Origin of the sequence: Streptomyces sp. NPDC058373 (assembly GCF_042723275.1) — a bacterium.
GTDB lineage: Bacteria > Actinomycetota > Actinomycetes > Streptomycetales > Streptomycetaceae > Streptomyces.
This window is the reverse complement of the sequence record NZ_JBHXJE010000017.1, coordinates 104670-113241: the sequence shown is the minus strand read 5'-3', so window position 1 is coordinate 113241 and position 8572 is coordinate 104670. Positions and strand designations below refer to the sequence as shown.

4 protein-coding genes are annotated in these 8572 nt (G+C 74.4%); 2 read left to right on the top strand and 2 right to left on the bottom strand.

Going from position 1 to position 8572, the window contains the following annotated elements:
* Positions 1 to 39 precede the first annotated feature (39 nt).
* Positions 40 to 2247, bottom strand: coding sequence for a polyribonucleotide nucleotidyltransferase (locus ACFWMZ_RS13365; protein ID WP_383182226.1), 2208 nt, complete (start codon positions 2245 to 2247; stop codon positions 40 to 42).
* A gap of 371 nt (positions 2248 to 2618) precedes the next feature.
* Positions 2619 to 2906 carry a 30S ribosomal protein S15 gene (gene rpsO, locus ACFWMZ_RS13360; RefSeq protein WP_003951205.1) on the bottom strand — a complete coding sequence of 96 codons (288 nt, stop codon included), beginning with the start codon at positions 2904 to 2906 and terminating at the stop codon, positions 2619 to 2621.
* Positions 2907 to 3323: 417 nt separating this feature from the next.
* Here rpsO and ACFWMZ_RS13355 point away from each other — a divergent pair, with 417 nt between their 5' ends.
* Together ACFWMZ_RS13355 and ACFWMZ_RS13350 are read left to right on the top strand one after the other, a co-directional pair.
* The gene (locus ACFWMZ_RS13355) at positions 3324 to 3557 is read left to right on the top strand and encodes a DUF397 domain-containing protein (RefSeq protein WP_008410190.1); all 234 of its coding nucleotides are present in this window, start codon (positions 3324 to 3326) and stop codon (positions 3555 to 3557) included.
* Between the two features lie 453 nt (positions 3558 to 4010).
* The gene (locus tag ACFWMZ_RS13350) at positions 4011 to 8399 is read left to right on the top strand and encodes an SCO5717 family growth-regulating ATPase (RefSeq protein ID WP_383201479.1); all 4389 of its coding nucleotides are present in this window, start codon (positions 4011 to 4013) and stop codon (positions 8397 to 8399) included.
* The last annotated feature ends 173 nt before the right edge of the window (positions 8400 to 8572 follow it).

The window sequence follows — 8572 nt, the reverse complement described above, 5'->3', positions numbered from 1 at the left end:
GGGTGGTGGCGCGGGCCGTCGTCCGGGAGGTGCGGGACGTCACGAGGAGGCGTCGTCCTTCTCGTCCTCGCCCTCGATGACCGGAATCAGCGAGAGCTTGCCGCGGGAGTCGATCTCGGCGATCTCGACCTGGACCTTCTGGCCGACGCCGAGGACGTCCTCGACGTTCTCCACGCGCTTGCCGCCGGCGAGCTTGCGGATCTGCGAGATGTGCAGCAGTCCGTCCTTGCCGGGGAGCAGGGAGACGAAGGCGCCGAAGGTGGTGGTCTTGACGACCGTACCCAGGTAGCGCTCGCCGACCTCCGGCATGGTCGGGTTGGCGATGCCGTTGATCGTGGCGCGGGCGGCCTCGGCGGCCGGGCCGTCGGAGGCACCGATGTAGATGGTGCCGTCGTCCTCGATCGTGATGTCGGCGCCGGTGTCCTCCTGGATCTGGTTGATCATCTTGCCCTTGGGGCCGATGACCTCGCCGATCTTGTCCACGGGGATCTTGACGGTGATGATCCGCGGGGCGTTGGGGGACATCTCGTCCGGGACGTCGATGGCCTCGTTCATCACGTCGAGGATGTGGAGGCGGGCGTCGCGGGCCTGCTTCAGCGCGGCGGCCAGGACCGAGGCGGGGATGCCGTCGAGCTTGGTGTCGAGCTGGAGCGCGGTGACGAAGGTCTTGGTGCCGGCGACCTTGAAGTCCATGTCACCGAAGGCGTCCTCCGCACCGAGGATGTCGGTGAGGGTGACGTAGTGCGTCTCGCCGTCGATCTCCTGGGAGATCAGGCCCATGGCGATACCGGCGACGGGGGCCTTGAGCGGCACACCGGCGTTCAGCATCGACATGGTCGAGGCGCAGACCGAGCCCATCGACGTGGAGCCGTTGGAGCTGAGGGCCTCGGAGACCTGGCGGATCGCGTAGGGGAACTCCTCGCGGGTCGGCAGGACCGGGACCAGGGCGCGCTCGGCGAGGGCGCCGTGGCCGATCTCGCGGCGCTTGGGGGAGCCGACGCGGCCGGTCTCGCCGGTGGAGTACGGCGGGAAGTTGTAGTTGTGCATGTAGCGCTTGCGCGTCACCGGGGAGAGGGTGTCGAGCTGCTGCTCCATGCGGAGCATGTTGAGGGTGGTGACGCCCAGGATCTGGGTCTCGCCACGCTCGAACAGCGCCGAGCCGTGCACGCGCGGGATGGCCTCGACCTCGGCGGCGAGCGTACGGATGTCCGTGACGCCGCGGCCGTCGATGCGGACCTTGTCCTTGATGACGCGGCGGCGGACCAGGGTCTTGGTCAGCGCGCGGTACGCGGCGGAGATCTCCTTCTCGCGGCCTTCGAACTGCGGGAGCAGCTTCTCGGCGGCGACGGCCTTGACGCGGTCCAGCTCGGCCTCGCGCTCCTGCTTGCCGCCGATGGTCAGCGCCTGCGCGAGCTCGGTCTCGACGGCGTCCGTGAGGGCGGCCAGGACGTCGTCCTGGTAGTCGAGGAAGATCGGGAACTCGCCGGTGGGCTTGGCGGCCTTGGCGGCGAGGTCGGACTGGGCCTTGCAGAGCGCCTTGATGAAGGGCTTGGCGGCTTCCAGACCGGCGGCGACGACCTCTTCGGTCGGGGCGGCGGCGCCGTCCTTGACCAGCTGGATGGTCTTCTCGGTGGCCTCGGCCTCGACCATCATGATCGCGACGTCGCCGTCGTCGAGCACACGGCCGGCGACGACCATGTCGAAGACGGCGTCCTCCAGCTCGGTGTGGGTCGGGAAGCCGACCCACTGGCCGTTGATCAGCGCGACACGGGTGCCGCCGATCGGGCCGGAGAAGGGCAGGCCCGCCAGCTGCGTGGAGCAGGAGGCGGCGTTGATGGCGACCACGTCGTAGAGGTGGTCGGGGTTGAGCGCCATGATCGTCTCGACGATCTGGATCTCGTTGCGCAGGCCCTTGCGGAAGGAGGGGCGCAGGGGCCGGTCGATCAGGCGGCAGGTGAGGATCGCGTCCTCGGAGGGCCGGCCCTCACGGCGGAAGAAGGAGCCGGGGATCTTCCCGGCCGCGTACATCCGCTCCTCGACGTCCACGGTCAGCGGGAAGAAGTCCAGCTGGTCCTTGGGCTTCTTGGAAGCGGTGGTGGCCGACAGCACCATGGTGTCGTCGTCCAGGTACGCCACGGCGGAGCCGGCGGCTTGCTTGGCCAGGCGGCCCGTCTCGAAGCGGATGGTGCGGGTGCCGAAGGTGCCGTTGTCGATGACGGCCTCGGCGTAGTGGGTCTCGTTCTCCACTCGCGTGCTCTCCTCGTCTTCGTCCCTGGCCCGTGTGGCGCGGGGACGGGCGGGGAGCGTTCCAGTTGCGGGCCGGTCTTCGATCGAAGCCCTCGGTGCCCCGCTCGCGCGGTGCTTCCGGGAGCCACTACCGAGGACCGGCGGCGGCGCGGAACGCGTCCCCTCGTCTCGCCCGGGGTGTGCCCGGGCCTTACCGGGCACGTGTCTTACGTGCCCGGCGACCACCGTACGCATACGTACGGTACGCGCAGCTGTGGTCAGCTCGTCCTGCTCTTACGCGTGCCACCAGCCTACAAAGAAGGCGGGCCGGGGCGCACGTACGGCAAAGGGAGCGGTCCCCTCAGGCGGGGAACCGCTCCCTCCACGATGTCTTACTTGGCGCCCGCGGCACCACGGCGGATGCCGAGGCGCTCGACCAGGGCGCGGAAGCGCTGGATGTCCTTCTTGGCCAGGTACTGGAGAAGGCGGCGGCGCTGACCGACCAGGATCAGCAGACCACGACGGGAGTGGTGGTCGTGCTTGTGGGTCTTGAGGTGCTCGGTCAGGTCCGAGATCCGGCGCGACAGCAGGGCGACCTGGACCTCGGGGGAGCCGGTGTCACCCTCCTTGGTGGCGAACTCGGTCATGATCTGCTTCTTCGTAGCGGCGTCGAGCGACACGCGTACTCCTCTGTGATGTCTTCGCTTGCCTCCGAGCGCCCCTGGTCTTCGTCTCAGGGGAGGCTTCGGTGACTCGGGAGGCGGATGGATCCGTCCGGTCGTCCGGGACCGCGTGTCGAACGCGGGGCTCGGGACGTGGGCACAGACGGCCTCGGACAGAGTAGCAGGGGCGGGGAGGGGGTGACGCCGCCGGCCGGGGCGGGCCGGGTGACGGGGCGGGCACGGGGTTGACCTGGGCGCGCGGGTGGAGGCGGGGGTACGCGGGCGGGCTCTTACGAGGTCGCGGGCGCTCCCGTCGCGAAGTCGCGGCCGTCCGCTCCTTCGGGGGGCGTCCGCCGGAAGGAGGTGGTGGGCCGGGGCGGGGCACGGCAGACTGGGCGGCCGGTTTCGCCGTCGGGTCGGGAGAGGGAACAGGCAATGGGGACTCAGCAGGAGAAGGACGAGCTGTACGCGCTGGACATCTCGGGTGTCGAGTGGATCAGCGCGCCCGGGGCCGAGGAGCACGAGGAGCGGGTCGAGATCGCCTACCTGCCGGGCGGCGGCGTGGCCATGCGCTCCTCGCTCGACCCGGACACGGTGCTGCGCTACACGGAGGCCGAGTGGCGCGCCTTCGTACTGGGGGCACGGGACGGGGAGTTCGACCTCAAGTAGGGGCGCGAGTACGGCACCTGGGGCCGGTCCGGGAGACCCGGGGAGTGCGGCGAGGGCACGTGCCGCCCAAGGCGGGGCGTGCCTTTCGCGTTCCCGGGTTCCGGTGCGTCCGGTGGCGGGCGGCGGGGCGGTGTCCGCCGCGGGGTGTCGGGCGCGGGGAGTTGTGGTGATGGTGTGTGGACGGGCCCGGATTTGACCCGAGTTGCCCGTGGCACGGTTCGCCTTCTTGCGCACATATGCCATGCCGGGGCGGAAATCGCCCCGCTCCGAGGCGAGTTGTGACCGGCGGGAGCTGCCGGGGTGGTCGGGCCGGTGATTAGGCTGGGCGGGGGCGCTGTGTCCGTGGAGGCGTGCCGCAGAGCGGCCGGGCAGCGGTCGCGGAACGCACCGGAGCCCGCGAACACGACACCCCGCCGCACGACATGAGGGTGCACGACCACACCAGGAGGCATTGTGAGCAGCGATCGGGACGGGTTCCGCGGGGGCGGCAACACACCCGTCGATGATCAGGCCGACGTGGAGTCCGCCGCCGAGACGACCGGCGAGTTCACCTTCAGCGCCGATGCCTGGTACACGGCCGAAGCCTCTTCGAGCGGCGGGGTCGCTCCGTTCGCCGACGGGGGCGCGGGGGACCGCGGGCCGGAGGGCGCGGGGGACGAGGCGGAGGTCGACGGGGCGGCCGACGCGGCCGGGGACGGCGGCGACGGGGCGGCCGACGCGGAGCGCGACGGGGCGGCCTACGGGGCGCGCGAGCTGGGCGTTTCCTTCTCGGACGGGGCCGGTGACGGGGCGGCGGGCACCTCGCTCTCCGCGGGGGACGGCGCCGTGGCGGATTCCGGAGCGGGTGCGGCGGGCGAGAGCGGCTCGGACTCCCTCGGGCCGGATTCTTTCGGGGCGGACTCGCTGGATGTCGACTCGTTCGGTGCGGACTCGGTCCGCACGGACGAGGACGGCGAGGAGGACGTGGCCGACGAGGACGAGGCCGACGACGAGGCGCGGGAGAGCGAGGCGGCGGGGAGCGGGAGCCCGGCGGCCGGTGCGCCCGTGTCGCCGACCGACTTCGACTTCTCGTTCGCGGCGGGCGGGCTGGGCGCGCGTGGCGCCGCGGTGGTGGCCGCCGGTTCCGCGGCGGACGAGGCCGATTCGGCCCCGGCCGGGGGCAGCCTGAGCGACGAGGCGGCTGAGGGGCGGAGCAAGGCGCGGGGGGTTCTCGACGAGTTGATGGCGGAGGATCAGGAGGAAGAAAAGGGGGCGGAGGCGGCCGGGGACGTGGACGGTGCGTCCGACGTGGCGTCGTTCTCCGCCGTGGATTCCGCTTCCGGTTCTGCTTCCAGTTCTGCTTCCGGTTCCGTTTCTGCCTCGGCCCCTGCTTCTGACGCAGCCTCTTCGGTGGCGGACTCCGATGCCGTCACGGCGCCGCCGGGAGCGGCTTCCGATGCCTCGCTTCCGGCGTCGTCGGCATCCGTGCCGCCTTCCGGTGCGGCGGGTACGGGGCGGCCCGTGTCGTTCGCGCGGCCGTTCCCCTCGCCGTCCGCAAGGCCCTCCGCCGGCCCTGCCGGTTCGCCCGGTGGTGGTTCCGGGACGGATTCCGCTTTCGGTGCCGGCGAGGGCGTCGGGCCGGCTGCCGGGGAGGACTCCGCTAGGGGTGATGGGGAGCTGGGCCGTGGTCCGGCGGAAGCAGCCGGTGCGGCCAGCGCCGAAGGCTTCGGTACGCCGGGGCCGGTCGACGGTACCCACGGGGACAAGGGCTCCGGTGCCGGTGCCGGTGCGGATGCGGCGCGCCCCTCGGCGGCCGACGGTGCCGCCCCGTCCGGGGAGAAGGACGGCGACGGGGCGGGGGAGCCGCAACGACCGGCGTTCAACGGCGGCTTCGCCCCGAACTGGGCGGACACGCCCGCGCCGGGGCTCGTCCCGCCGTCCCACGCGCGGATCGAGCCCTCCGGGCAGGGAGGCGCCCTGCCGGGGCTTCCGCCCCGTCCGGAGCAGGCCTCCCCCGCGCCGAAGAGCGAGGCGGAGACGGCCGCGCCGCAGGGCGGGGCCGGCGCCGCCGACCTGGAGAGCGGCGACACCATGCGCTTCTCCGCCGCGGCGCTCAAGCAGGAGATCGCCCGGCGCGACGCCGCGGCCAACGCCGAGCACGGGGCGGCCGCGACGCCCGGCACCCCGGCCCCGCCGTCGGCGCCGGAGACCGGCGCGCAGGACGGACCGGCCGAGGAAACGCCCTGGTCGGCCGCCCCGTCAGCCGCCCCGTCGGACGGTCCGCGCGACGCCGCCCCGGCCTCGCCGCCCGCCCCGCAGGACGCACCGCCGCCGTGGGCGCAGCAGAGTGGCGCGCCTGCCCCGCAGCCGGGCGCGCCTGCCCCGCAGCCGGGCGGGCTGCCGCCGCTGCCCGCCGCCTACGCGCCCGCGGAGGGCGCCCCGTCGACGCCGCCCGGCGCGCCGCAGTGGCCCGGAGCGGCGGCTCCCCCGGTCCCGCCGGCACCGCCCGCCCCGCCCGCGACGCCGCCGGGGTGGCCCGCGCAGCCGGCGCCCCAGCAGCCTCCCCAGGGCGGCCCCGCCCCGGCGTCGCAGCAGGCGCCCGGCGCGGCGGGCGGTTACGGCTTCCCGCAGCAGGGCGGGCCGGGGGCACCGCAGGGTGGTCCCGGTGGCTACGGCTTCCCGCAGGCGGGCCAGGCGCCCGCCGTCCCCGCGGCGCCGGACGCCCCGCGGACTGAGCCCGCCCCGCAGGCCCCGCAGCCGCCGCAGACCCCTGCCCAGGGTGCGTACGGCTTCCCGCCCCAGGGGCCGCAGCAGGTGGGCCCCGGGGGCTACGGCTTCCCTCCGGCGGCCCAGCCGCCCGCCGCGCCCGCGTGGCCCGCCGCACCGCAGACTCCGCCCGCCCCGCAGGCCGCGCAGCCGCCGCAGGCCCCGCAGCACACGGGCGCCCAGCCAGAAGGGCAGCCCGCCCCGGCGCAGGGGGCCGCCGAGGCCCCCGGTGCGTACGGCTTCCCGCAGCCCTCCGCCGCGCCGCAGGCCCCGCACGTCGCATCGCCGCAGGCCCCGCACGTCGCGCCGGGCGCCCCGTTCGGCGCGCCCGCAGGGGCCCCGGGCCCCGTGCCCCCGCAGGACGCCCCGCCGGCGTCCGCGCCGCACCCCGGCGGGGCGGCGCAGCCTCCCGCCGCTCCCCCGCAGGCGCCGGACGGCTATGGCTTCCCCCCGGCGCAGCAGGCCCCGGGCGGGCAGCCGGTGCCTGGTGCGCCGCGGCAGGGGGCGCCCGGGCCGGCGTACGGCTACCCGGCGCCGCCGCAGCAGCCGCAGCCCGTCCCGGGGCAGCAGCCCTACCCGGGCCCGGGGGCGCTGCCGCCGCAGGCGCCGGTGGATCCGCGGGCCGGTGCCGCGTGGCCGCAGGCCGTCCAGCACGACCAGCGGGAGCGGACCAACCCGGGCGCGCCGCTCGGGTACACGGCGGCGGTCGAGCTGTCGTCGGACCGGCTGCTGCGCAACAACAAGCAGAAGGCCCGCAGCGGCAGGCCGGGCGCGGGCGGGCGGTTCAAGCTCGGCGGGAAGAAGGAGGAGACGGAGCGGCTGCGGAAGCTGGAGCTGATCCGCACCCCGGTCCTCTCCTGCTACCGCATCGCGGTCATCAGCCTCAAGGGCGGCGTGGGCAAGACGACCACGACGACGGCGCTCGGGGCGACGCTGGCCACCGAGCGGCAGGACAAGATCCTCGCCATCGACGCCAACCCGGACGCGGGCACGCTCGGCCGCCGGGTGCGGCGGGAGACCGGGGCGACCATCCGCGACCTGGTGCAGGCGATTCCGCACCTCAACTCGTACATGGACATCCGGCGGTTCACCTCGCAGGCGCCCTCCGGGCTGGAGATCATCGCCAACGACGTGGACCCGGCGGTCTCCACCACCTTCAACGACGAGGACTACCGGCGGGCGATCGACGTCCTGGGCAAGCAGTACCCGATCATCCTCACCGACTCGGGTACGGGGCTGCTGTACAGCGCGATGCGCGGGGTGCTGGACCTCGCCGACCAGCTCATCATCATCTCGACGCCGTCGGTCGACGGGGCGTCCAGCGCCTCGACGACGCTGGACTGGCTGTCTGCGCACGGGTACGCGGAGCTGGTGTCGCGGTCGCTGACGGTTATCTCCGGGGTGCGCGAGACCGGCAAGATGATCAAGGTGGACGACATCGTCCAGCACTTCGAGACGCGCTGCCGCGGGGTGGTCGTCATCCCGTTCGACGAGCACTTGTCGGCCGGCGCCGAGGTGGACCTCGACATGATGCGGCCCAAGACCCGGGAGGCGTACTTCAACTTGTCGGCGCTGGTCGCGGAGGACTTCGCCCGGGCCCAGCAGCAGCAGGGCCTGTGGACCTCCGACGGCAACCCCCCGCCGGTGGCGGCGCCGCCGCTGCCAGGGCAGGCGCAGCAGCCGGGGGTGGCCGGGGCGGGGTCGCAGCCGCCGCAGGCCCCGTACCCGCAGGGCGGGGTGCCGCAGCAGCCGGGCGGTCCGGGGTACAGCTACCCGGCACCGCAGCCTCCGGCGGGGCCGCAGCCCCCGGTGTACGGTGCGGGGGCGCCGCCGCAGGGCGCCCCGTACCCGCCGCAGGGGCAGCCGCCCCAGGCCCAGCCGCCCGCAGGGCAGCCGCAGGACGGCTACGGCTACCCGGCGCAGCCGCCGGGCCCGTGGGGGCAGCAGCCGGGGGCGCCGGGCGCGGTGCCGTACGCGCAGCCCGGGCAGTACGCCGCGCCGGGTGCGCCGTACCAGGCGCCCGGGCAGCCTCCGGGGCAGGGGCCCGCGCAGGGGCAGCCGCCGACCGGTGAAGGGGAACAGCCGCCGCAGCAGTAGCAGTTGATGTCAGGTTCGGCCGGTCGTCACTCCGAGGGGACCAACTTCCCCGGGGTGGCGGCCGGTTGGCGTTCGCGGGGTGCCGGTGGAGGCGCGAGAAGCGCGTGCATCCTCCCCGCGCAGGGCGTTTCAGAGGACTGGACCAATGAGCGGAAAAGTCCTCAACACCGCCC